Origin of the sequence: Streptomyces omiyaensis (assembly GCF_014650895.1) — a bacterium.
Taxonomy (GTDB): domain Bacteria; phylum Actinomycetota; class Actinomycetes; order Streptomycetales; family Streptomycetaceae; genus Streptomyces; species Streptomyces omiyaensis.
The window spans coordinates 22,356-43,989 of sequence record NZ_BMVV01000011.1 but is presented as its reverse complement, the minus strand read 5'-3'; the positions used below and the strand labels follow the sequence as shown (position 1 = coordinate 43,989).

Below are 21,634 nucleotides of genomic sequence, written 5' to 3'. Positions count from 1 at the left end.
GAAACAGAGGGACCCGCCATGAACGCCGCCACCACCGCCTCCACCACCACCGCCTTCGACGTCCCCGTTCCCGACGTCCCCGTTCCCGACGTCCCCGGGCGGCTGCCCGTCGTGGTCGTCGGAGCAGGCCCGGCCGGTCTCGCCGCCGCCGCGCACCTCGTCGGACGCGGCCTGGACCCCCTCGTCCTGGAGGCCGGGGCGCAGGCGGGTGCCGCGGTGCGCGAGTGGGCCCACGTCCGGCTCTTCTCCCCCTGGGCCGAGGTCGTCGACCCGGCCGCCGAGAAGCTCCTCGCCCCCACCGGCTGGACGAAGCCGGACCCGGCGACGTACCCCACCGGCGGGGACTGGGCCGAGTGCTACCTCCAGCCCCTCGCCGACGCCCTCGGGGACAAGGTCCGCACCGGCGCCCGCGTCACCGGCGTCTCCCGCGCCGGCCGGGACCGGATCGTCGACACCGACCGCGAGGCCCAGCCCTTCACCGTGCACGTCGCGTACGCCGACGGGCGCGAGGAGCGGATCCTCGCCCGCGCCGTCGTCGACGCCTCCGGCACCTGGGCCACTCCCGGCCCCATCGGCGGGGACGGCCTGCCCGCCCTCGGCGAGCGCGCCGCCGCGGACCGGATCTCCTACCGCGTCCCCGACCTCGCCGACCCCGCGGCCCGGGCCCGCCACGCCGGCAGGCGCACCGCGGTCATCGGCTCCGGCGCCTCCGCCTTCACCGCCCTCGCCCTGCTGGCCGACCTGGCGAAGTCCGACGACGGCGCCGGCACGCACGCCACGTGGATCCTGCGCCGGGGCGTCTCCGGATCCACCTTCGGCGGCGGCACCGCCGACCAGCTCCCGGCCCGGGGCGCCCTCGGTCTCGCCGCCAAGGCCGCCGTCGACGAGGGCCACGCCGACGCCGTCACCGGCTTCCGTACGCACACGGTGGAACGTGACGCCGACGGGCGTCTCGTCCTGGTGGCCGAGGACGGCCGGCGCCTCGACCCGGTCGACGAGGTCGTGGTCCTCACCGGCTTCCGCCCCGACCTGTCCTTCCTCGGAGAACTCCGCCTCGGCCTCGACGAGCGCCTTCAGGCCCCGACCGCCCTCGCCCCGCTCATCGACCCCAACCAGCACTCCTGCGGCACCGTCTACCCGCACGGCGCGAAGGAGCTGTCCCACCCGGAGCAGGGCCTCTACCTTGTCGGCATGAAGTCCTACGGCCGCGCTCCGACCTTCCTCGCCCTCACCGGCTACGAGCAGGTCCGCTCCGTCGCCGCCGCCCTCGCCGGCGACCACGAGGCCGCCGAGCGCGTCGAACTGGTCCTGCCCGAGACGGGCGTGTGCGGCGGCGCCGGCCTCTTCGACCAGCCGGCCACCGACACCCCGGCCACCGACATCCCGGCCACCGACGCCCCGGCCACCGACACCCCGGTCTCCACCGGCGACGGAGGCTGCTGCGCCCCGGCCCGGCCCCTGATCCGACTCGACGGCCCGGCCTCGGCCCGGCCTCCGGCCCCGGCGCCGTCCCGCACCCCGTGACCGACCGCAACACCCCCACGACGGGAACCGGGACCGGGGAGGGAGCCGAGGCCGGGACCGGGGCTGGACCCGTGCCCACGCCCCCGACCGGGACGAGGCGACGCCCCCGGTCCCAGCCCCAGCCCCGACCGCCCTCCCGGCCCCGTGCCGTACTCCCCGCCCTGTGCGCGACCCAGATCGCCGGCTGGGGCGTCCTCTACTACGCCTTCCCGGTCCTCAATCCCGAGATCACCGCCGCGACCGGCTGGTCCGGCACCGCCACCATGGCCGCGTTCTCCCTCGCCCTGATCGTCTCCGGCGTCGCCGGCATGCAGGTCGGCCGCATCATCGACCGCCGCGGCCCCCGCGCGGTCATGACCGCGGGATCGGTCGCGGGCGCCGTCGGCCTGGCGACCATCGCCGCGGCCCCGAACCTGCCGGTGTTCTTCGCCGGCTGGGTCCTGGCCGGGTTCGCGATGGCGTCCACCTTCTACCAGCCCGCCTTCGCCGCCCTCACCCGCTGGTACGCCCCCGACCACGTCCGCGCCCTCACGATCGTCACGCTCGCCGGCGGCCTCGCCTCCACCGTCTTCGCCCCGCTCACCGCCGTGCTCGCCGACCACCTCACCTGGCGCACCACCTACCTGGTCCTCGCGGGCGTCCTGGCCGCCGTCACCGTCCCCGCCCACGCACTCGCCCTGCGCGCCCCCTGGCCCCCGGCCCCGCCCGCACCCGCCGACACGGACGCGACGCCCCGGGCCGTCGTGCGCAGCCGCCCCTTCCTGCTGCTCTCCCTGGCCCTCGCGCTCTCGGCGTTCGCGATGTACGCCGTCGTCGTCACCCTCGTCCCGCTCCTCGTCGAACGCGGCTACACCACCAGCCAGGCCGCGTGGGCCCTGGGCCTCGGCGGAGCGGGCCAGACCCTCGGCCGCACCCTCTACGCCACCCTCGCCCGCCGCACCGGCGCCACCGCCCGCACGGTCGCCCTCACCGCCCTCGGCGGCCTGACCACCGCCGCGTTCGCGGTCGTCCCGGGGCCGTACGCACTGCTGGTCGCCGTATCGGTCGTCGCCGGAGTCGTACGCGGCAACCTCACCCTCCTCCAGGCCACCGCGGTCACCGACCGCTGGGGCGCCACCCACTACGGCCGCCTTTCCGGCACCCTCAACGCCCCCGCCATGGCGGCCTCCGCCCTCGCTCCCTTCGCCGCCGCCCTCCTCGCCCCACCCCTCGGCGGCACCCCCCGACTCTTCGCCCTCCTGGCCGCCCTGGCCCTCACGGCCGCAGCCTTCGGCACAGGCACAGGCACAGGCACAGGCGCGGGTACGGGCGCGGGTACGGGCACGGGGACAGATACGGATACGGCCGCAAGTACGGACGCGCACCCGGACACGGAAACCGACGCCGCCCCCACCCCCACCTCGGCACCCCGCACCCCGACACGGAAAGCAAGGGATCGGCCCCGGCCCCGACTCTGCCCGGCGACCGCCGAAGGGCACCCCGCCACCATCGGTCCACCAGCCCAACTCTCCTCAAAGAGAAGCCAGTTGTGGGATGGTCTCCACGTGATACATCTGGCGGACCCGCTCCGCTTCCTCGTCATGCTGGCCGCGTGGGTCGCCACCCCCTGGGCGCTCGCCCCGCACTCCGTCCTCCTGGCCGTGGCATCGGTGCTCCTCCTGGTCGCCGCGCTGGCGCTCTTCGCCACCCCCGGCGACCACGGGATGGACAGGGAGAAGATCCTCGTACCGGTCCCGGGCGCGGTGACCGTCGCCGTGGTGCTGCTCCACCTGGCCGCGGCGGTCGTCTCCTCCTGGACGGCCTGGCCGACGTGGGCGGCCGTCGCCGTGACGGTACTGGCCGCGGCAAGCCTGATCGCCGAACAGCCCCGCTGGCGCGCCCTGCTCGCCCCACCGGACCGGCACCGCGACGCGCCCCCGACACCGCTCTGAGGACTGCCCCGCACATGCTCTCCGAGCGGCCTGGGGCACGGTGAGTCGCTGTCAGCCGCGTGCGCAGGGAGGTGAAGAAGGAGCGGGCGCTGTCGTAGCCGTCGCTCGCGGCGCGTTGGAGGGCTTCCTGGAAGACGGTGGCGGCCATCCAGTCGATGCCGGCGGTGACGAGCGCGCCGGTGACCTCGGCCACGCCGACGACGGCGTGCACGTCGAGCCCGCCCGGCGCGGGATGGGGCCGCCTGTCGGCTTCCTGCTCCGACGGTGTCTCGTGCTCGTCGCTCTTCATGGAATTCCCCCTCGCCCCAGGACAGCAGACTCTGCACGGGGCCGTCCAGACGTCCGCCGGCCGGCCGGACCCGCCGGATCGATCGAAACGGGACACCCGCCCGGCACTTCGGCAGGGTCCCTCCGTCTGCCCTGTGGGTTTCGTCGGCCGGCTGGAGTGGAGCGGACGGAAGGGACTCGTGCCGTACGTGACGACGCTGCCGGGCCGCTGCCGATACCCCGGCAGGGCGGTCGGGGGGTGGTCGCCGGCGAGCAGCCCTCGCCGGCGCGACGGGCGACCGCTTGGCGTCGCCGGCGCCGGTCGTCGCGATCGCCGCATGGCTACGGCCCCGTCTCGCGTGTCATCACGTAGGTGTTCCCGAGGTCGGGATCGCCGTAGAAGAAGAACAGCCTCAACCCGTCGTGCCGATCGCGGTCCACGTGGAAGGACCACGTGTACGCCGACGGGGGCTCAGGAGCCGAGGCGGCGGTGGTCGCCGCGGAGGAACGGCTCTCCACCCGGGTCCGGGCCGTCAGCGCGAGCCGGACGACCTGTCCGCCCTCTTCGTCGGTCAGTTGCCAGGTCCCCGTACCGGAGAGGCGCCGGCCGTCCTCGAAGGCGAAGTCCTGCTCGTCGAGCTTTTCGAGAAGAGCCGTGCCGCCCTCGTGGAGCACCACGCGGGTTCCCTCGACGTTTTCCCAGTGTCCGGCGACTTCCGCTGCCGTGGCGTCGTGGACCCCTGTTCCCTCGTAGTACTGGAAGGGGCCGGCGCACGCGGTCAGAGCAGCCAGGACCGCCACCAGGCCGGCCAGGGGCGCCGCCACCCGCCCGCGCCGTCTGCTGATGCCCGTCACCAGGACCTCCCGCCCTCGGTCCGCATCGGCCGACTGGGAGGAGCGGGCCGTGGAGAGATACCTTGCCAGATCTATTGAACGCGTTCAACATCGGCGCTGGGCTGCGGACGGCGCCTGGGAGAACGCCCTGCGTGCCGACGGGTCGATGCCGCCCGCTTGTCGACACGACACGACACGACACGACACGGCACGGCACGTGTCGTTTTGACGGGAGGCGGACCCGTGCACTTTCCTGACGGAACGGTACGTGTCGTGCCGTAGAAGGAAGGAGGCACCGCCCGTGCCGCTCCACCCCGCCGACCCGACCCGGCTCCACCCGATCCCCGGACAGCCCCGCGTCGTGCTCCTCAAACCCCTGCTGACCTCGCCCCTGATCGAAGCCGGCGAGTTCACGTACTACGACGACCCGGACGATCCGACCGCCTTCGAGACGAAGAACGTCCTCTACCACTACGGCCCCGAGAAGCTGGTCATCGGGAAGTTCTGCGCCCTCGGCGAAGGCGTGCGGTTCCTCATGAACGGCGCCAACCACCGCATGGACGGTCCCTCCACCTTCCCCTTCCCGATCATGGGCGGATCCTGGGCCGAGCACGCCGACCTCATCACCGGACTGCCCGGACGCGGCGACACCGTCGTCGGGAACGACGTCTGGATCGGGTACGGGGCCCTGGTGATGCCCGGCGTCCGCATCGGACACGGCGCGATCGTCGCCTCCGGCTCCGTCGTCGTCGACGACGTCCCCGACTACGGCGTCGTCGGCGGCAATCCCGCCCGCCTGCTCCGCCGCCGCTTCGGCGACGCCGACGTCGCACGGCTCCTCGCACTGGCCTGGTGGGACTGGCCCCTCGAACACCTCACCGCACACATCCGCACCGTCATGTCCGGCAGCATCGACGCCCTCGAAGCCGCTGCCCCCGACCGCCCCCACCCGGGAACGCCGTGACCAGGCGTCCACGGGACCGCACGGGCTCCCGGTCCTGACGCCGCCCCTGACCCCGGCTCGGCTCCTTCCCCGTCCCCGCCCCGGCGGATCGGGAGGTCGATCCGGTGCCCGTGCCCGGCGCGCGCCCGCCTCGGGGAGGCGGGCGCGGCTAGGGACGGGTCGTCCCCGGGAGGCAGGTGACCGCCGGGTTGTACGTCGTGAACCGACCCTTCGGGTTCTTCTTCCACAGCCACAGGTGCAGCGCGTAGTGGACGGGCTGCCCGGGAAAGTTGCCGCGATGGGGACCCTTGAACGGCACCCCGAACATGGTCGGCCGGTCCCCGTCCGTCCGCGGGTCCTGGTCACGGTCGTACACCGTCCACTGCACCCCGACGAGCCGCTTGCCGCCCCTGCCGTCGTCCTCGTAGAGGAGGGCGGTGGGCTTCGCCGGGTCCGTCGAGTTGTCGTAGGCGTGGTTGAAGTGCGGGTAGCCCAGCGCACCCGTACCGCCCACCCGGTCGAACACGCAGTACCGGTCGGGCCGGTAACCGGCCCGCACTCCGGTGGCGTGCTGCTGGTACGGAGCGGTCGCCCGATAGGTGACCGCCCTGTCCACCGCCGCCCTGCCGGGACCGGACCCGGCGGCCGGGGGAGGCACGGCGAGCGCGGTGGCGCCGGCCAGGACAAGGGCGAGCGTGCGGACCATACGCGGACTCCTCGACGACGGTGGCGCTCGGATGCCCCACTAGCCCTTCCCCCGCCCATCCCACCCGTCCCACGGACGGCCCCAACGGAGGACACCCACCCGGACGCCCCGCACCCGCCGGAGACGGCAGCGGCACCACGCCTCCCGCGCCCCGCCGGCCGTCAGCCACCAGACACTAGCCATCAGCCATCAGCCGCCGTCCAAGAACGTGCGACGATCACCACGTGGCCCTACCCACCCCTCCTCTCCCGCCCGACGCCCCGCGCCCGCCCGCGCACCCCACGTCGGCGATGTCCCTCCTGGCGGCCCTGCTGGACCGCTCACTGCACCAGATGGCGGAAGCGGCGGCAGACGCCCGGCTGTTCGACCGCGAGACCATCCGCGCGGCGTCGGACGTGTGGGACAACAACCTGTTTCCGCTGTTCTGGGCCGCAAGCACGTCCGATGCCGGTGAACGCGAGAGGCGCGCGACGACCGTGCTGCGCTGGATGGCCGCGTTCGGCGAGCGACGCCGCGGGTGGATGGCCGAGCAGGCCGCGATCGCCGGGTACGACGTCGAAGCACACCTGCCACCGGCCGCACCGCACCCGCCGGGCCGTGACCATCTCGGACACGTCATGGCGCCGCAGCACCGGATCACGCCCCGGACCGTGGACGAGCTGGCCCCCGACTACGACCTGGCATCGGCGACCGTCCGCCACCTGCGGGTGGAGCGCGCCGGTACGCGCCTGACCGCCTTCCTCCAGCTGGTCGTCGGCCGGACGTTCGCCGTCGACGCGCCCGCGCCGCCCGCCCTGCTGGGCGTATGGCTGGACGACGTCACCGCCGTCGCCTTCGACCTCGCCGACGCGCAGGGCGTCGTCCTGACCGCCGGACCGGGGCGGACCGACGTCTCCCTGGGCCCGAACGGCCGACTCCGCGCCGCCGGCGGCGAGTACCGCCTGGACGACCGCTCCTGGCACCTGTCGGCCGCCGGCCGGCGCGCGGACGCGGTCACCCCTCCCCGTACCCCCCGGCCGGGCCGCCCGAGCGGGCCGCCGGGCGGAGAGCCGGGCCCCGACGCCCGTGCCGCCGCCGTTCTTCTCCATCACTCCATGCTGGAGCTCCGCTCGGTACGTTACGCCGCTCGCGCGGACCGCGTTCCCGTACGGACACTGTGCCGGGCGTTCTCGGGAGCGGGCGCGGCGATCCTGGCCGCCGGCTCCCGGCGCGGCACCCGCCACCGCGAAGCGGCCTTCCGGGACCTGATCCGGACCTGGGCCGACCAGGGCGGCCCGAACGCCGCCCGCTGGTTCTCCGCCGTCCTCGAAGAACGAGCAGGCCGCCCGGACATTATTGAGACTTCTTTACCCCCCGACCGCCCGTCCCCCTCCATCCCCTCCTCCACCTCCGCACCCCCCTCCCACCTCGGCACCACAGCCGCCACCGTGCTCCCGCCCGCGCCCGAGACAGCACCACGGGCGGCCCTCCTCATGGCCTCCTGGACAGCGGCACACCTCGACCACCGGACCGAACGCCACGCCACCGCCCAGCTCCAGTTCGCCCTCCCGCCCCACGGACGCGACCCCTCGCAGGCCTGGCGCGTGCGCACGGTCGAATGCGTCGAGCCGAACTCCTTCCACCTCCGCACCGAAGCGTTCCGCGGGCCCGGCCCGTTCACCCGTACCGGCATCCCCGGGTCCGCCCGCACCCTCGACCTCCACCAAGGCGCCCTCCTCGTCACGACGACCAACGGCTGGAGCACGTCCAGGAGCTGACCCTCCGCGCCGATGCCGGATCCGCACACGGAGACGCATGCGGATGCGGCCGGGGTGCGGCTGCGGCTGGGACCGGGTCTGCCGGATCTGCCGGGCGGACGACGACCGTGTCGGATTTCTGCCGGACACGAGGAAGGACAGCTGGTTGGCTGAGGACATGATCACCACGCACAAGGACAAGGCCCGGCTCTTCCGCTCCCTCCACAGCGCCGCACGCCCCCTCGCGCTCGCCAACGCCTGGGACGTGGCCAGCGCCCGCCTCATCGAGGCCGCGGGGGCGCCCGCGGTCGCCACCACCAGCGCCGGCGTCGCCTGGTCGCTCGGCCACCCGGACGGGGAGACCCTCCCTCCCGACCTCGTGGTGGACACGATCGCCCGCATCGCCGCGGCGGTCGAGGTGCCGGTCACCGCCGACATCGAAGGCGGATACGGCAAGGACGCGTCCGGTGTCGCCGAGACCGTCACGCGGGTCCTCGAAGCGGGAGCCGTCGGCATCAACATCGAGGACGGGACCCGGCCGCCCGCCGAACTCGGGGCGCGGATCACGGCCGCACGGACCGCGGCGGAACGAGCCGGCGTACCGCTCTTCGTCAACGCCCGCACCGACACCTACCTGTTCGGCCTCGGCGACCCCGCCACCCGTCTGCAGCACACCCTGGAGCGGGCACGCGCGTACGCGGACGCCGGCGCCGACGGCATCTTCGTCCCCGGCGTCACCGACCCCGCCACCCTCGCGGAGCTCGCCTCGGGCATCTCCGTCCCCCTGAACGTCATGGCCGGTCCCGGAGCGCCGAACGTCACCGAACTGGCCGCCCTCGGCGTCGCCCGCGTCAGCCTCGGACCGGGCGTCGCCCAGGCCGCCTACACGGCCACCCGCCACGCCGCGCGGCAGCTGTACGGCACCGGGGCCCACCACCCGCCCGCCGACACCCTCTCCTTCCCCGAACTCGACGGCCTTTTCCCGAACCCGCGCTGACCGCGCTGACCGCGCGGGGCGGCCGGAGGCACGGAACGGCGCCCTCCGTACACGGGTCGACGATCCCGTCATGAGTACCCGTACTCATGACGGGACACCCGCTTCCTGTGAGGCTGCCTTCTCCATGTCCACCTGGAACAGGAGCAGTTGTGATGCGCGCGAAGAAGACCATGACCGCCGTGATGCTGGCCGCATGCGCACTGGCGGGAACGAGCGCCGTACCCGCCGCTGCGGCGTCGGTGCTTCTCCCTCATCCCGGGCCCGAGGGCCTGGTGTGGGTCGAGGAGATGAGGGGGGACGGCGGCGTCGCGTCGGGTGGGGCGTGGGAGGGGCTGCCGACCGTGCTCACCGTGGCCTGCGAAGGCGAAGGCGAAGCTGACGGCGGCGTGCGGGTGACGATGCGGCAGCAGGCGCAGGTGGCCGCCTTCGCCGTGGACTGCCCCGTCGGCAGCGCGGGCGTGGGTTCGGTGACCATGGAGCCGGGTGTGGTGAAGTCCGGTTCCTTCACGATAGACGTCGACGCCTCCGGCGACGACATCCGCTGGGCCCTGACCGTCACGCAGCCCGAGTGACCCCGACCGCGTCGTTGCGCTCCGCGGCACCCTCGGCCCGCATGACCCCACGTGCGGGCGCCAGGTCCCGAAGGGCCGAGGCCGCGCACCTTGACGGAGCCGCCGGGGGAACCGTGCCGAGACCGTTCGGACCCGGGGAGGACGGACCTGCCCCTCCCCTCGCCCCCGGTGTCGGGTTCATCGCCGTCCCCGAACCGTCCGGGCGGCACGCCGAGGCTCCCACCGATGCCGTCCAGGTGGGCCGGCGCGTCTCGCGCGAGTTCCTCCGGCCGCCGGGGGCACCGCGCACGCGCGGACGGTGACCCCGGTGGCCGTCTGCGCGTGCACGCCAGGTCGAGCCTCCCTACGATGAAGGCGTAGGTCTCGCTGTGCTGTCCGGCTCGTCGAGAGCGAGGGAACATGGCCGCCGAGGATGCCGCGCCCACCGGGCGCCCCGTGGGCCTCAAGTCCAACGCGATCGGTTTTGTGGACGCGCTCGTCATCGGGCTCAACTCGACCTCCCCCGCGTACTCGCTCGCCGCCGTCATCGGCCCGATCGTCGCCCTCGTCGGCATCTACGCGCCGGGCGTGATGGTCGCGTCCTTCGTGCCGATGCTGCTGATCGCCTCGGCGTTCTACTACCTCAACAAGGTCGACCAGGACTGCGGCACGACCTTCTCCTGGGTCACCCGCGCCATGGGCCCCTGGGCCGGCTGGCTGGGCGGATGGGCCATCGCGATGACCGGCGTCCTGGTCGTCGGCTCGCTCGCCGACGTGGCCGTGAGCTTCGCGCTGCTCGCCTTCGGCCTCGACGGCTGGGTGGACAACACCTTCGTGCGCCAACTGCTCACCGTGCTGCTCATCCTGGTGATGACGGCCGTGTGCGTCATCGGCACCGAGCTGTCGGCCAAGGTGCAGAACGTCCTCATCCTGGCCCAGGTCGCCTGCCTGCTGGTCTTCGTCGTCGTGGCGCTCTACGCCGTCTACAACGGCACGAGCAAGTACCCATCGGCCGAACCGGAATTGGGCTGGCTCAATCCGTTCGGCGCCGGCGGCGCCGCACTGACCGGCGGGCTGCTGCTCGGCGTCTTCATCTACTGGGGATGGGAATCGGCGGTCAACCTCACCGAAGAGGTCGAGGACTCCGCGAGCGCGCCCGGCAAGGCGGGACTCTGGTCGACCGTCGTCCTCCTCGTGACCTACGTGTCCGTGGGGTTCGCGGTCGTGGCGTACGCGGGTCCGGCGTTCCTGTCGGAGAACGCCGGCGAGGAGGAGTTCGTCTTCGCCCAGCTCGCCGGGGACGTCCTGGGCGGCTGGGACTGGATCCTGCTGCTCGCCGTCTCCACCTCCGCCATCGCCTCCACCCAGACCACCATCATCCCGGCCTCGCGCACCGCGCTGTCCATGGCGCGCCGCCGGGCGCTCCCCGCGCACTACAGCCACATCAGCCCGCGCTTCCGCACCCCCGACGTCAGTACGTGGTGGGTCGCCGGCATCGCCATCGCCTGGTACCTCGTGGTGAGCCGGATCAGCGAGAACGCCCTCTTCGACTCGCTCACCGCGCTGTCGCTCCTGATCTCCTTCTACTACGCGCTCACCGGCCTGGCCTGCGCCGTCTACTACCGGCACCATCTCCTCGAGAGCGTCCACAACTTCCTGCTGATCGGGCTCGGTCCCCTGGCCGGTGCGGGACTGCTGGCCTGGCTCCTGGTGCGGTCGGTCTCCGACATGGCCGACCCGGAGAACTCGTACAGCGGCACGTCGTGGTTCGGGCTCGGCCCGCCGCTCGTCATCGGCATCGGCATCGCCGTCACCGGCGTGCTCATCATGTTCGTCTGGCGCCTGAGGTCCCCCGCGTTCTGGCGCGAGCGCCCGGGCGTGGCCGACCCCGACCTCGTCCACGGTCACGTCCAGGGCTCGGGCCCGGGGCGAGGGCGGGGCCAGGGGCGTGGTCACGGCGAGGAGTCCTGAGATGTCGATCGTCCTGGGCTATGACGAATCCCCCGGAGCCGCCCGGGCGTTGCGCATCGCGGTGGAGGTGGCCGCCGCCTTCGGCGAGCGGCTCGTCCTGGTCTACGGTGCCGCGGCCCCCGGCCCGACGGGCGAGGAGTACGCGTCCCACTACGAGGCCATCCGGCAGGCCGGCCGCAGCGGCCTGGAACACGCGGTCACGGAGGCCGACCGGGCGGGCGTGCCGACCGTCGTCGAGGTGATCGACGCGAAGCCCGCCCAGGCCCTGATCGAAGCGGCGGACCGCCACGCCGCGCGCGTCATCGTGGTCGGCAGCTGGGGCGAGAGCCCGATGCGCGGCGCCCTCCTCGGCTCGACCCCCCACAAACTCCTGCACATGTCCACGGTCCCCGTCCTCTGCGTCCCCCCGGAGGAGTGAGCCCGTCCCCGGGGGCCCCGGGACGGGCCCCGGAGGTGCGGGCACCGGCCTGTGGGGCGCCTGCCTCACCTGCGCCCACCGGTCGAGCACGCGTGATGCCCGCCCGATCGCCCGATCGCCCGATCGCCCGATGGGCCGGTGGTCCGGTGAAACGGTGGTCCGGTGGGCCGGTCAGTCCACCGGGTGCGGGCCGGAGGCGACCGCCAGGCCGTCGGCGCCGCCCTCGACGGTCGCCCTTCGGGGCCGGACCGGCGGTCGGCGGACTGCTGGTCGCGGCGTTCGGCCGGCGTGCGGCGTTCCGCGTGAACCAGCCCGTGGTGGCGGTGCCGCTCACCCGATCCACCCGGACGCGAGGGCGCGGTGAGCACTGGTCCGGCTCCCCGGAGACGCCACGGAGACCACCCCGCCACCTGCTCTCCGCAGGCGGGACCGAACCCGAGCGCCACGAGGCGTCCGGGCTCCGGCCTCCGGCAGGGCCACGGCTGCCGGAACGCGCAGCACGTCCCGGCGGGCGGCGTGCCGAGCGGGCCGGGCAGAGCCCGGGCGCGTTCCTGTACCTACTGGTATGTACACTGCTCGCATGGATGCTGCGGAACGTCTCGTCGAGAGCACGCGCGAACTGCTGTGGGAGCGCGGCTACACCGGAACCAGCCCCAAGGCGATCCAGCAGCGGGCCGGCGTCGGGCAGGGCAGCATGTACCACCACTTCGCCGGAAAGCCGGATCTGGCGCTCGCCGCGATCCGGCGCACCGCCGACGAGATGCGGGCCAAGGCCGAGGCGCAGTTCTCCGCGCCGGGGACCGCGGCGGACCGCATCGCCGCGTACCTGCGCCGGGAGCGGGAGGTCCTCAAGGGCTGCCCGATAGGGCGCCTCACCCAGGACCCTGACGTCATGGCGGACCCCGTGCTGCGGGCCCCCGTCGACGAAACCCTCGCCTGGCTGCGGACCCGTCTCGCCGAGCTGATGACCGAGGGGCGCGAACGCGGTGAACTGGACGCCGCGCTGGACCCGCCGACGACCGCCGCGACGGTCGTCGCGACCCTGCAGGGCGGTTATGTCCTGGCCCGCGCCGCCGACTCCGTACACCCCTTCGACCAGGCGATCGCGGGGGTGCTGGGACTCCTGGCCGCACACGTCTCCGCCGCCCCCACGGACGAGGGGCCGCCCGTCCCGCGCGCTTGAGCCGGCGTCCGGCGTCGCACGGCTCGACGGGACCGCCGTCCCGGCGGGGACGGCACGCCTCCGGGCCGGCGGGGTTCGCTCCGTGCCGGGCGTCCGCCCGCACCGCTCTGCTTCGCCCCCTCGCAGGCCTGTCTTCTCGCCCGGCCGAGGCCCCACGCCGCACCGGCCTGCCTGCCCGCCCGCTGAACGCCCCACGGAGAAAGGTGGATTCGCCCGTGTACGCCAAGCAGTACGAGATCACCCTGCCCGCCGACTACGACATGAGGACCATTCGTCAGCGGGTCGCCGCAGGCGGCCACGTCCTCGACGGCCGGCCCGGGCTGGGCCTCAAGGCGTACGTGATCCGAGAGCGCGGGACCGACGGCTCGCCCGTCAACCAGTACGCCCCCTTCTACCTCTGGAACGACACCGGCGCGATGGCCCGTTTCCTCGTCGGCGGCGGAGGGTTCCAGAACATCGTCCGGGACTTCGGCCGCCCCGTCGCCCGGCACTGGACCGGCATCGCCTGCCACGCCGGCCCCGCGCGCACGGCAGCTCCCAGGGCGGCCTCGCGCCGTCTCACCGCGATCCCTTCCGACGCCGACCCGGACGGCACCGGCTCGGGCCTGTCCGCACTGATCGAGCGGGAGGCCGCGCAGCTGCAACGGCTCTGCGGCCAGGAGGGCGTGCACACCGCCGCGCTGGCCGTCGACCCCCACCACTGGCAGCTGCTGCGCTTCGTGGTGTGGGCGGACTCCGCCGCGCGGGACGAGGACGCGACCGAGCGCTACGAGGTGCTGCACCTGTCCGCGCCCGGCCTGGGGGACCTGCCGGAGGGGCGGGCCTGGTAGCCACCGCCCCGAACCCGAACCCGTACAAGGGCCCGGCCCCGGCCCCGGCCCGGGACCGGGATCATGGTGATCGTTCATGACCGTGCCGCGGGCAGCCCCGCGGCGAGCCGGGCGGTCATGTGGACACGACACCGTGCGGTCCGGGCCCGGGCGGCCCCCGGACCGCACGTCCAGGGCACGCTCCGGTGTGCGGCGTGGCGGGGCGCCCGGCATCCGGGAAGCAGGCGGTGCGGGGGAGCCGGGCGTCCGCGCCGGGGCCCTGGGGGGTGCCGCCGTTTCGCGCCGGCGCCGCCGGGCAGGCGCGATGCAGGACGTACGGCAGTCCAAGGAGGCCGTCATGGACGAGCAGGGCGGTGCCGGAGGCGTACCCCGCAAAGCGCGGGTGACCGCGCAGCGTGACGAGGAACGCACGGCCGCAGCCGACACGGACGAGGCGAGCCGCCTCGACCGCCCGGAACCTCGAAGGGACCGGGCGTCGGGACGGCGGCGCTGGAGCAGTCCGAAGGACGGCGAGGGGCAGCGGGGCGAGAGCGATGGGTGACGCGAACGTCTGGGGATACGCGGCGGACACCGGCCGCCGGTCCGGCGCCCGCGGACCGGAGCCGCACGGCACCCCGCCCGTTCGGGTTCCGCCGCCGACCGGAGCCGCCCGTCCGCCGTGGACCGGAGTCCGCCGTCGGCCGAAGTCCCCCCGCCGACGCGGTCACACCTCGATCGCAGCCGAGCCGAGCGGGGGCACGCGCTCCGACGGGGGCGGTGGCCCGGGCGGGGTGCCGTCGCCGAACGGACGGCCGCCGAGCTCTTCCCGACCGTGCGGCGTCAGCCAGCCGGAGGGGTCCGGGCCGAGGGGGACGACGCCGGTCGGATTGATGGCGTCGTGGACGACGTAGTAGTGCGCCTTGATCTGCGCGAAGTCGATCGTGTCACCGAATCCGGGCGTCTGGAACAGGTCCCGCGCGTAGGCCCACAGGGCCGGCAGTTCGGTCAGTTTCTGCCGGTTGCACTTGAAGTGCCCGTGGTAGACGGCGTCGAAGCGCACGAGGGTCGGGAAGAGGCGCACGTCGGCCTCGGTGACGGTGTCGCCGACGAGATAGCGCCGGCCTTCGAGCCGCGCCTCCAGCCAGTCGAGCCGTTCCCACAGCCTTCGGTACGCCGCGTCGTACGCCCTCTGGCTTCCGGCGAATCCGCACTGGTAGACGCCGTTGTTGACGTCCCGGTAGATCGCGCCGGCGACGTCGTCGATCTCGTCGCGCCACCTCTCCGGGTAGAGCTCCGGGGCACCGTCGCGCTGATGAGCCGCCCATTCGCTGCCCAGGTCGAGCGTCACCTGCTCGAAGTCGTTGGTCACCACCCGGCCGGTGGGGACGTCGACGATCGCAGGCACGGTGACGCCGCGCGAATAACCCGGTTCGCGCCTCAGGAACGCCTCCCGCAGTCCCTCGATGCCGAGGACGGGGTCCCGGCCACCGGGATCCAGGTGGAAGAGCCAACTGCGCTCGTCGTGCAAGGGGCCGGCGATCCCCATCGAGAGCACGCCCTCCAGACCCATCAGGCGCCGCACGATCGCGCTACGGTTCGCCCACGGACAGGCACGGGCGATGATCAGGCGGTAGCGCCCGGGCTCCACGGGGTAGCCGTCCCGCCCGTCGGCGGTGATCCGCGTCCCGATGTACGCGCGGTCGCGCTCGTACGAGCCGTCACTGCTCATTCCCGAACCTCCCTCGTGTGCCCAGGCGGCTACCCGCGCCGGCCCCTCCTACGCCCGCCCCGGTGCGCAAGGGGGTACCGCCACCGGAACGCCCGGGCGCGCCCCCGGGCGAGCCGCCCGCCCTCTCCGCCCGCCACGGCGCCCGCGACCGGCTGCCGGACCTCCCCTCCGTCCTGAAGGCGCATCGACCCACCCGGTCCGGGTAGCCGGATCAAGGGGGGACCGACGACGTGAAGGGAACCGCGCACATGACGTCCTTCGGGTACTTCCTGTCCTGCGAGGAGTTCACCCCCGACCAGCTCCTGCGCCAGGCGCGCCTGGCCGCGGACGCGGGCTTCACCCGCCTCGCCATCTCCGACCACTACCATCCGTGGACCTCCGCCCAGGGCAGCAGCCCCTTCGTGTGGTCGATGATCGGTGCCCTCTCCCAGACGGTGGATCTCCCCGTCACCACGCTCGTGACCTGCCCCACCGTGCGGTTGCACCCGGCGGTGACCGCCCAGGCGGCGGCGACCTCCGGCGTACTCCTCGGCGGCCGGTTCGCCCTGGGCGTGGGCACCGGTGAGGCGCTCAACGAGCACGTGCTCGGTGACCGGTGGCCCTCGTTCGACGAGCGGGCGGACATGCTGGAGGAGGCGGTCGCGGTGATGCGGCAGCTGTTCACGGGCCGGGAGGTGAGCCATCACGGCCGGCACTACACGGTCGACAACGCCCGCCTCTACACCATTCCGGAGGCACCGCCCGCCATCCTGGTCTCCGGCTTCGGCCCCAAGGCCGCCGCGCTCGCGGGGCGCATCGGCGACGGCTTCGTCACCATGGGCCCCGACGACGACGCCATCGCGTCGTTCCGCGAGGCGGGCGGAACCGGCAAGCCCGTCATCGGCGGCCTGAAGGTCTGCTGGGACCAGGACCGGGACGTGGCCGTCGACACGGCGCACCGGATGTGGCCGACCGAGCAGCTGCCCGGTGAACTGAACCAGATCCTCCCCACGCCCGCCCACTTCGAGCAGGCCACCGAACTCGTCACCCGGCAGCAGGTGGCCGACTCCGTGCCGTGCGGCGCGGACGTCGAGGAGCACGTCGATGCCGTCCGTGCCTACGTGGACGCCGGATTCGACGAGGTGTACGTGGGCCAGATCGGGCAGGGGCAGGAGGCCTTCTTCACCGCCTACCGCGAGAAGGTCCTGCCCGCCCTGGCCGGCTGAGCGGCGCTCCCCATCCGCCACCGAGCCCCGCGATGCGCAGGCCCCGCCCGGCGCCGGTGGCGCCCCCGCGAGAGGAAAGTCCATGGTCCACCAGGAGTCCCACCCCACCACCGGGAGCGACCGTCCGGGCGTGAACGACGCCCGCGGCGACGACGTCTACCAGCCCGCCCCCTCCGGCGCGGCGGACCCCGCCGGCGATCCCGACCCCGACAACGCCCTCATGACGGATCCGGTCGACGACATGGCCGTCCCCGGCTACTCCCCGCCCGAGCGCCCCCGGGGCGCCACCCGGCACGGCACCACCCGGCGGGAGCAGCAGGAGGGCGAGTCGCTCGACGAGCGGCTCGCGCAGGAGATCCCCGACGCTCCGGAGGAACCGCCGCCGGGCGACGACGGGATCGGCGATCTCCCGGGAGGCGACGGGGAACCCGTCGACGAACAGGCGGGTGCGAGGCGGGCAGGACGGCTCGCGCCGATCGGCACGCCCCCCGGTGGTGACGACCACGGGGTCGCCCGCGACGTGGGTCCGGACGACGGGACCGCGCCCGCCGAGGAGGCCGCGGTGCACGTCGACACGGCGGCGGACGCGGGCGACGACCTGCCGGCCCCGCCCGGGGACGAACCGGGCTGACCCAGGACCCCGGATCCCCGGGGCCGTCCCCTCCTGCCGGAGGGGACGGCCCGGGCCGTGGGCGTCGTGCCGGGTGCGGCGGCGGAACTTCACGGCATGCGGAAGTCGTTGGCAGGGTGGTGCGCGACGACGCGTGTCCGACGACGGACGACATGGCAGAAGCCGGGGTGGCACGAGTGGCGATGTGGGATCGGATCAAGGACCAGGCGACCAGGGGCCTCCAGCAGGCCCAGGGGGCGCGCGGCGGCTCCGGAGGCCACGGGCCGTCCGGCGCGCGGTCCGGCGGCGGTTCCAGGGCCGAGCTCGTGAGCGCGCTGAAGGTGCAGCTCACGTCGCTGAAGACGGAGCTGAAGAGCGGTGCTTTCCGGGACGCCAGCATGGCCATGTGCGCGTTGGTGGCCGCGGCCGACGGGCGGATCGACCCGTCCGAGCGCCGGCACGTCGAGTCGCTCATCCTCACCAACGACGTCCTGCAGAACTTCCCCGCCGACCAGCTCCGCCAGCGCTTCAACAAGCACGTCGACCAGCTTTCGGCCGGTTTCGTGATGGGCAAGGCGACGGTGCTCCAGGAGGTCGCCAAGGTGGCGAAGAAGCCCGCCGAGGCGCGGGCCGTCATCCAGACCGGCATCGTGGTGGCGGGTGCGGACGGTTACATCGAGCCCGCCGAGGAGCAGATCATCCGCGAGGCGTGCGCCGCGCTCGGTCTGTCGGCGGCGGAGTTCGGCATCTGACCCGTCCACCCGGGTGTGGAGAGGCGCGCGGCCGGCACACGGGTCACGATGGAGGAGGGTGGTGGCATCGATGGAGTATCCCGAGAGCTACGAACTGGTCTTCCAGGCGTCGGCGGTCGCCGACGACACGGTCGTGGTCCGCCGCACGGAGCGCGCCGGGCCGGGAGGCAGCCCGGTCTACGAGGACGACACGGGCATCGTGCGGGCGGAGATCAGCGAGCACGGAGACGTCCGCATGCTGGCGAGCGGCGGCCATCAGGCCCCTTCCTCCTCGGTGACGGCCCGCGCGCGAGGGTAGGGGGCGCCGGGAGGATCCGGCCCGCCGTCTGCCCGTCTGCCCGTCTGCCCGTCTGCCCGTTCGCGCGGGCGGGCGTCGCCGTCGGAAGGGTCCGGCTCCTGACGGAGGTCCGCGCCGTGCCCGTGCACGAGGGCGGGCGCCCGGGCACCGAGACGGTTCCCGGACGCCCGAAGCCCGCTGTCACCGGCGCCGAGACGGTTCCCGGACGCCTGAAACCCGCTGCCACCGGCACCGAGACGGTTCCCGGACGCCCGAAGCCCGCTGTCACCGGCACCGAGACGGTTCCCGGACGCCCGAAGCCCGCTGTCACCGGTGTGGGGCCGACGGCCGGGTCCGGTGCCCGTCGGCAAGACCTTCCGGCTCCCCTGCGCCCGGACGGGCGCGGGGGAGCCGGAAGGAGCCGCGGCGGGGATGCTGCCGCGCCGGGGCGTCAGCCCGGCCAGGTGCCGGTCACGCGGCGCGTGGTGACGGCTCCGGCGCGGTCGACGGCGGCCTTGACGCCGGCGAAGATCGCCCCCTGCAGGGCGGCGGCGATCAGGACCTCGCTCCAGGTGCGGTTCTCGTCGGTGGCGTCGGGTGCCTCCTCGTCGTGGCCGAACGCCTTCCACGCCTGCTTGAACAAGGCGCCGGCGAGCATGCCGCTCAGGGCCCCCAAGGCGAGGCCGACCGGCTTGTAGGCGATCTTCGAGGCTTTCATCCGCTCACCCCTTCGTACGGCGGGAGGCCATCCACAGCAGGACGGCGAGCCCGGCGGCCGCGAGCAGCAGGGTGCGGTGTTCCCGGGCGGCGTGGACCCCCTGGGCCGCCTTCTGCCGTACCGGTTCGGGCGTCTTCTCGTGGAGGAGATGGGCGGTCTGTGCGGCCGTGGCCCGGGTGTGCTCGGCGGCGGACGCGGCCTTGTCCCTGACCGGGCCGGGGATCCTCTCCTGCACCTGGGCCGTGGTCCGCGCCGCCTTGGCCTTCAGCTCCTCGGTCTTGGCGGCCGCCTGCTGCCTGACCTCGGCCGCCTTGTCCTGGGCGCGGGTCTTGACGTCGGCCTTGGCCGCCAGTTCCTCGACCGTCCGCCCGAGTTCCTCACGGGTGTGCTCCACCTGCTCGCGCAGTTCCTCGGGGCCGGTGGCGTCGCGTTCGTCGTGGGACGGCTGGGTCATCGGTGTGCACTCTCCTTGATCTCGGCCACGTCGGCCTTCACGTTCTCGATCGTCCGCTCGGGCGCGAGCGGCGTGCCCGCCCTGATCTGCTTCCTGCCGATCAGGGCCATGACGGCGGCGATCACGCCCAGCACCGCGGTGACGATCAGCGCCGCCGCCCACACCGGCAACGCCACCGCCAGTCCGGCGATCGCGGCGGCCACCGCGGCCTGGAGCATCAGGAAACCGGCCACGCCGGCGCCGCCGAACAGGCCTCCGCCCTTTCCGTAGCGCCTGCCCTTCTCCTTCATCTCCGCCTGCGCCAGCCTCATCTCGCCGCGCACCAGCTCGGTCAGCTGCTGCGAGGCGCGCTGCACCAGCTCGCTCACCGATGGGTCGGTGTGCGGGCTCCCACGGCCGCCAGGGGGTGACTGGATGGTCGACACGACAGGGACCTCCCGTCCTCGTCCGCTGATCCATGACGACGGCCGCGCAGTGGGCCGTCGCGTGATCACGCGGGTACCCCGAACGGGACGGATCAGACACCAGGCCTCCGGTTTCGCCGCGTTCCGGAACGCCGGTCGGGCGCGGAACCCCTGAAGCACCCGGACTTCGCCCCCCGCCCCGACTCCTGCCCGCACCCCCTCCACACCCCCTCCACCTGCGGCTCCTCCTCCCGAGGCTCCGCTACCCGCGGCCCGCCGCCCCGGCCCGGGCCGCCACGGCGGCCACCAGGAGCAGCGCGATGTTGAGGGCGACGGCGCGGTCCCCGCGGCGGAGGTGGACGCGGGTCGCGCCGAGCTGCAGCACCACGAAGCCGAGCGCTGCCGCCACGGCCAGGCCGGGGGCGACGCCGGTCAGGGGCGGCAGGAGCAGGCCCACCGCTCCGAGCACCTCGACGGCCCCGAGCGCGCGGACCCGGACCATGGGCATCGTGTCCGCCCAGGCCATGACCGGGAGCAGGTCCTCCCGGTCGCGGAGCAGCTTTCAGCCCCCCCTCCGTGCAGGGAGAAGAGGGCGAGCGGGACGGCGGCGATCCAGTACGTGGTGGTCATGGAGCCCTTGCACGGCCGGGGCGCGGGAGCCGTCCAAGACCTGTTCCGCCGCCCCGATACCGCAGGGGTATCGTCGCAGCGTGGAGCTGCGGACCCTGCGCTATTTCGTGGCCGTCGCCGGGGAACTCCACTTCGGCCGGGCCGCCTCCCGGCTGCACATGAGCCAGCCTCCGCTGAGCCGGGCGATCCGGCGCCTGGAGTCCGAGACGGGTGCCGCGCTCTTCGACCGGAAGCCGGCCGGCGTCACGCTCACCGAGGTGGGGGAGGTGCTGCTCGGCGAGGCGCGCGCCCTGCCGGACCGGGCCGATCTGCTGCGGGAGCGGGTGGCGGTGGCGGCCGGCTCCGCCGCCCTCGTCGTGGGCATCCTGGGCGACGGCGCCGACCCCGACGCGATCCGTCTGGCCGACGCCTTCCGCCGCCGGCATCCGGACGTCGACGTCCGCATCCGCGAGACCGATCTGACGGATCCGACCTGCGGGCTCCACGCCGGACTGGTCGACGTCGCCCTGACCCGCGGGCCGTTCGACCCGTCCGGCCTGGACGTGCGGACGCTGCGCGCCGACCCGGTGGGTGCCCTGTCGCGGGCCGACGACCCGCTGGCCGGGCGCGACCGCCTGCGGCTGGCGGACCTGGCGGACCGCCGGTGGTTCCCGTTCCCGTCCGGGACCGACCCCGCCTGGCAGGGGTACTGGAACGGCGGCGAACCGCGCGAGGGTCCGGTCGTCCGGGAGTGCAGGCAGGCCGTGCTGCGGAACGGCACGGTCGGCATCACGCTCACCGGCCACGACCCGGGCGCCGGGCTCACCGTGGTACCGCTGACCGACATGGGGCCGAGCCGTCTGGTGGTGGCGTCGCGCGCCGGCGATCCGAACCCCCTGGCCCGCTCGTTCGTCCGCCTGGCGGCCGCCGTCCTCGGCCGCGGCTGAGCGCGAGGACGCGAGAGAGCCGGCCCGTCTTTCCGTCTTCCCGCCCGGGTGGGAAGGCG

General features: G+C 74.1%; 21 protein-coding genes and 2 pseudogenes. 16 read left to right on the top strand and 7 right to left on the bottom strand.

Annotated elements, in window-relative coordinates:
• Nucleotides 1-18 precede the first annotated feature (18 nt).
• Both IE287_RS19745 and IE287_RS39470 read left to right on the top strand, forming a co-directional pair.
• On the top strand, nt 19-1,524 hold the full coding sequence (locus IE287_RS19745; RefSeq protein WP_189850422.1) for an NAD(P)-binding domain-containing protein: 1,506 nt from the start codon (nt 19-21) through the stop codon (nt 1,522-1,524).
• A gap of 161 nt (nt 1,525-1,685) precedes the next feature.
• Nucleotides 1,686-2,807: pseudogene (locus IE287_RS39470) on the top strand (MFS transporter); the annotation flags it as partial.
• Between the two features lie 1,257 nt (nt 2,808-4,064).
• On the opposite strand, the gene IE287_RS19735 reads toward IE287_RS39470, so the two are convergent.
• A complete protein-coding gene (locus IE287_RS19735; RefSeq protein ID WP_229883594.1) occupies nt 4,065-4,577 on the bottom strand; it encodes a hypothetical protein in 513 nt (170 codons plus the stop codon).
• A gap of 280 nt (nt 4,578-4,857) precedes the next feature.
• Here IE287_RS19735 and IE287_RS19730 point away from each other — a divergent pair, with 280 nt between their 5' ends.
• Entirely contained in the window at nt 4,858-5,520 is a 663-nt protein-coding gene (locus IE287_RS19730) for a CatB-related O-acetyltransferase (RefSeq protein WP_189850420.1), read from the top strand.
• Nucleotides 5,521-5,668: 148 nt separating this feature from the next.
• On the opposite strand, the gene IE287_RS19725 is transcribed toward IE287_RS19730, so the two are convergent.
• Nucleotides 5,669-6,205: a hypothetical protein gene (locus IE287_RS19725; RefSeq protein ID WP_189850419.1), complete on the bottom strand. Its 537-nt coding sequence runs from the start codon at nt 6,203-6,205 to the stop codon at nt 5,669-5,671.
• 224 nt (nt 6,206-6,429) lie between these two features.
• On the opposite strand from IE287_RS19725, the gene IE287_RS19720 reads away from it, so the two are divergent.
• The 8 genes from IE287_RS19720 (at nt 6,430) to IE287_RS19685 (ending at nt 14,432) form a co-directional block, all read left to right on the top strand.
• Nucleotides 6,430-7,962, top strand: a complete 1,533-nt coding sequence (locus tag IE287_RS19720) for a hypothetical protein (protein WP_189850418.1) — start codon at nt 6,430-6,432, stop codon at nt 7,960-7,962.
• A 157-nt stretch (nt 7,963-8,119) separates the two neighbouring features.
• Nucleotides 8,120-8,938, top strand: coding sequence for an isocitrate lyase/PEP mutase family protein (locus IE287_RS19715; protein ID WP_189850417.1), 819 nt, complete (start codon nt 8,120-8,122; stop codon nt 8,936-8,938).
• A 152-nt stretch (nt 8,939-9,090) separates the two neighbouring features.
• Nucleotides 9,091-9,510, top strand: coding sequence for a hypothetical protein (locus IE287_RS19710; protein WP_229883593.1), 420 nt, complete (start codon nt 9,091-9,093; stop codon nt 9,508-9,510).
• 399 nt (nt 9,511-9,909) lie between these two features.
• The gene (locus IE287_RS19705) at nt 9,910-11,460 is read left to right on the top strand and encodes an APC family permease (protein ID WP_189850416.1); all 1,551 of its coding nucleotides are present in this window, start codon (nt 9,910-9,912) and stop codon (nt 11,458-11,460) included.
• Nucleotide 11,461: 1 nt separating this feature from the next.
• The gene (locus IE287_RS19700) at nt 11,462-11,878 is read left to right on the top strand and encodes a universal stress protein (RefSeq protein WP_189850415.1); all 417 of its coding nucleotides are present in this window, start codon (nt 11,462-11,464) and stop codon (nt 11,876-11,878) included.
• Nucleotides 11,879-12,458: 580 nt separating this feature from the next.
• Nucleotides 12,459-13,061: a TetR/AcrR family transcriptional regulator gene (locus IE287_RS19695; protein ID WP_189850414.1), complete on the top strand. Its 603-nt coding sequence runs from the start codon at nt 12,459-12,461 to the stop codon at nt 13,059-13,061.
• 215 nt (nt 13,062-13,276) lie between these two features.
• Nucleotides 13,277-13,891: a DUF4865 family protein gene (locus IE287_RS19690; RefSeq protein ID WP_189850413.1), complete on the top strand. Its 615-nt coding sequence runs from the start codon at nt 13,277-13,279 to the stop codon at nt 13,889-13,891.
• A gap of 337 nt (nt 13,892-14,228) precedes the next feature.
• On the top strand, nt 14,229-14,432 hold the full coding sequence (locus IE287_RS19685; protein ID WP_189850412.1) for a hypothetical protein: 204 nt from the start codon (nt 14,229-14,231) through the stop codon (nt 14,430-14,432).
• Between the two features lie 162 nt (nt 14,433-14,594).
• On the opposite strand, the gene IE287_RS19680 is transcribed toward IE287_RS19685, so the two are convergent.
• A complete protein-coding gene (locus IE287_RS19680) occupies nt 14,595-15,599 on the bottom strand; it encodes a glutathione S-transferase family protein (RefSeq protein WP_189850411.1) in 1,005 nt (334 codons plus the stop codon).
• Between the two features lie 248 nt (nt 15,600-15,847).
• Here IE287_RS19680 and IE287_RS19675 point away from each other — a divergent pair, with 248 nt between their 5' ends.
• From IE287_RS19675 to IE287_RS19660, 4 genes are all read left to right on the top strand, one after another.
• Nucleotides 15,848-16,804: a TIGR03557 family F420-dependent LLM class oxidoreductase gene (locus tag IE287_RS19675; protein WP_189850410.1), complete on the top strand. Its 957-nt coding sequence runs from the start codon at nt 15,848-15,850 to the stop codon at nt 16,802-16,804.
• A gap of 82 nt (nt 16,805-16,886) precedes the next feature.
• Nucleotides 16,887-17,435 carry a DUF5709 domain-containing protein gene (locus IE287_RS19670; protein WP_189850409.1) on the top strand — a complete coding sequence of 183 codons (549 nt, stop codon included), beginning with the start codon at nt 16,887-16,889 and terminating at the stop codon, nt 17,433-17,435.
• A gap of 176 nt (nt 17,436-17,611) precedes the next feature.
• Entirely contained in the window at nt 17,612-18,166 is a 555-nt protein-coding gene (locus IE287_RS19665) for a tellurite resistance TerB family protein (RefSeq protein ID WP_189850408.1), read from the top strand.
• A gap of 70 nt (nt 18,167-18,236) precedes the next feature.
• Entirely contained in the window at nt 18,237-18,464 is a 228-nt protein-coding gene (locus IE287_RS19660; RefSeq protein WP_189850407.1) for a DUF6296 family protein, read from the top strand.
• Between the two features lie 430 nt (nt 18,465-18,894).
• On the opposite strand, the gene IE287_RS19655 is transcribed toward IE287_RS19660, so the two are convergent.
• The 4 genes and pseudogenes from IE287_RS19655 to IE287_RS19640 all read right to left on the bottom strand — a co-directional run bounded on the left by IE287_RS19655 (nt 18,895) and on the right by IE287_RS19640 (nt 20,649).
• Nucleotides 18,895-19,161, bottom strand: a complete 267-nt coding sequence (locus IE287_RS19655; protein ID WP_189850406.1) for a DUF4235 domain-containing protein — start codon at nt 19,159-19,161, stop codon at nt 18,895-18,897.
• A gap of 4 nt (nt 19,162-19,165) precedes the next feature.
• Nucleotides 19,166-19,615: a DUF3618 domain-containing protein gene (locus IE287_RS19650; protein WP_189850405.1), complete on the bottom strand. Its 450-nt coding sequence runs from the start codon at nt 19,613-19,615 to the stop codon at nt 19,166-19,168.
• Nucleotides 19,612-19,983, bottom strand: a complete 372-nt coding sequence (locus IE287_RS19645; protein ID WP_189850404.1) for a phage holin family protein — start codon at nt 19,981-19,983, stop codon at nt 19,612-19,614. The genes IE287_RS19650 and IE287_RS19645 overlap by 4 nt, the downstream gene beginning before the upstream one ends.
• A 298-nt stretch (nt 19,984-20,281) precedes the next feature.
• Nucleotides 20,282-20,649, bottom strand: a pseudogene (locus tag IE287_RS19640) (DoxX family protein).
• Nucleotides 20,650-20,729: 80 nt separating this feature from the next.
• Between IE287_RS19640 and IE287_RS19635 the strand changes: the two are divergent.
• Nucleotides 20,730-21,575, top strand: coding sequence for a LysR family transcriptional regulator (locus tag IE287_RS19635; protein ID WP_189850403.1), 846 nt, complete (start codon nt 20,730-20,732; stop codon nt 21,573-21,575).
• The last annotated feature ends 59 nt before the right edge of the window (nt 21,576-21,634 follow it).

Coding starts and splice junctions, on each gene's coding strand:
- IE287_RS19745 (WP_189850422.1), top strand. CDS start 19: ATGAACGCCGCCACCACCGCCTCCACCACCACCGCCTTCGACGTCCCC.
- IE287_RS19725 (WP_189850419.1), bottom strand. CDS start 6,205: ATGGTCCGCACGCTCGCCCTTGTCCTGGCCGGCGCCACCGCGCTCGCC.
- IE287_RS19715 (WP_189850417.1), top strand. CDS start 8,120: ATGATCACCACGCACAAGGACAAGGCCCGGCTCTTCCGCTCCCTCCAC.
- IE287_RS19710 (WP_229883593.1), top strand. CDS start 9,091: ATGCGCGCGAAGAAGACCATGACCGCCGTGATGCTGGCCGCATGCGCA.
- IE287_RS19705 (WP_189850416.1), top strand. CDS start 9,910: ATGGCCGCCGAGGATGCCGCGCCCACCGGGCGCCCCGTGGGCCTCAAG.
- IE287_RS19700 (WP_189850415.1), top strand. CDS start 11,462: ATGTCGATCGTCCTGGGCTATGACGAATCCCCCGGAGCCGCCCGGGCG.
- IE287_RS19695 (WP_189850414.1), top strand. CDS start 12,459: ATGGATGCTGCGGAACGTCTCGTCGAGAGCACGCGCGAACTGCTGTGG.
- IE287_RS19685 (WP_189850412.1), top strand. CDS start 14,229: ATGGACGAGCAGGGCGGTGCCGGAGGCGTACCCCGCAAAGCGCGGGTG.
- IE287_RS19680 (WP_189850411.1), bottom strand. CDS start 15,599: ATGAGCAGTGACGGCTCGTACGAGCGCGACCGCGCGTACATCGGGACG.
- IE287_RS19675 (WP_189850410.1), top strand. CDS start 15,848: ATGACGTCCTTCGGGTACTTCCTGTCCTGCGAGGAGTTCACCCCCGAC.
- IE287_RS19670 (WP_189850409.1), top strand. CDS start 16,887: ATGGTCCACCAGGAGTCCCACCCCACCACCGGGAGCGACCGTCCGGGC.
- IE287_RS19660 (WP_189850407.1), top strand. CDS start 18,237: ATGGAGTATCCCGAGAGCTACGAACTGGTCTTCCAGGCGTCGGCGGTC.
- IE287_RS19655 (WP_189850406.1), bottom strand. CDS start 19,161: ATGAAAGCCTCGAAGATCGCCTACAAGCCGGTCGGCCTCGCCTTGGGG.
- IE287_RS19650 (WP_189850405.1), bottom strand. CDS start 19,615: ATGACCCAGCCGTCCCACGACGAACGCGACGCCACCGGCCCCGAGGAA.